The sequence below is a fragment of the Thermobacillus xylanilyticus genome (genome assembly GCF_907165215.1).
Lineage (GTDB): Bacteria > Bacillota > Bacilli > Paenibacillales > Paenibacillaceae > Thermobacillus > Thermobacillus xylanilyticus.
Map to the genome: position 1 here is coordinate 711 of NZ_CAJRAY010000030.1, position 1188 is coordinate 1898.

At 70.7% G+C, this 1188-nt stretch carries 1 protein-coding gene; it reads left to right on the top strand.

The window, feature by feature from the left end:
- On the top strand, nt 1–1054 hold a 1054-nt coding region (locus KJQ12_RS06595), incomplete at its 5' end, for a hypothetical protein (RefSeq protein ID WP_213483982.1).
- Nucleotides 1055–1188 lie beyond the last annotated feature (134 nt).

Here is a 1188-nt window from a genome sequence, read left to right on the forward strand (position 1 = left end):
CGGCCGGCTCGCCGATGCTTCGCTCTGGACACGCAGAAGCGTCTGGAGCAGCGATCCGGAGGCGGTCGCCGGACAAGCTCCGGACGACGCGCCGCTTGCCGCCTTTCGCCTCGAGATCGAGCGGACGGCCCGGACGCAGCGGAACCTGGGCTTCGAGCTGGCGATGCACGGCGCGTCGGTCATCGAGCCCGGCCGGCATGCGTTCCGGCTGGCGAGCGCCGGGAAGTCTTGCGCGCTTGAAGTGGAGATCGAGGCGAGCGACACGAACTTGACGGCACTCGCGCGGCTTGCGGGCGCGATCAACGGCGCCGAAGCCGGCGTCCGGGCCGCGCGGCGGGAAGACCGAAAGCTCCGCCTCGTCTGGCTGGAAGTGACCGGCTCGGCGCCGGGCGCCCGCGGCGCGTTCGAGCTGGCGGATGTGGACGGCAGCGCCGTCAGCGCGTCCGGCATCGGCACGGCTTCGATCGCGGCGGAGGACGCCGTCTTTCGCGTGAACGGCGGGCCGGACCGGGTGTCGCCGGTGAACGAGACGGTCCTGGACCCCGGCCGGGTCCGGCTCGCATGGCGTGCTTCGGCAACCGGGACCTATGACGTTGCGGTCGGCTATGATGCGGACGCAATCGCCGCCGAGCTCCGGCAGGCCGTCGGCGACATCGATGCGCTGGCCGGCATCCACCGGACGAGCGCCGGCAGCCTCCACCCGTCGCTGCTCCGCGAGCTGGACGCGGCGATGACGACGGAGGCTGCGGAGCGGCTCGGCATCGCGCGCTCGGGCGACGGATGGGCGCTCGATGGGCGCCGCTTCCGCGACGCGATCCGGCACGATCCGGAGCGCGTGCGGCTGGAGCTCGCCGGCCCCGACGGCTGGGCCGCCGGGGTCATCCGGACGATGGAACGGTTTCTCGTGATGCCCGCCGAAGCGCTGATCCACCCGGCGATGCGGGACGCCGGCACCTATGCGCCGGATCTGTCGGGTGGCACGCAGGTGCAGCCGGCGGCGCCCGCCTCCGGGTGGTATTTCGATTCGATGTATTATGTGCCGAATCGGCTGTAACGTGCATACCACGTTACAGATGCGCACGGAGCCAGGCAGTAGCTGCTGTAACGTGCATGCCACGTTACAGAGACATGCGGAGCCAGGCAGTAGCTGCTGTAACGTGCATACCACGTTACAGAGGCGCGCGGAGC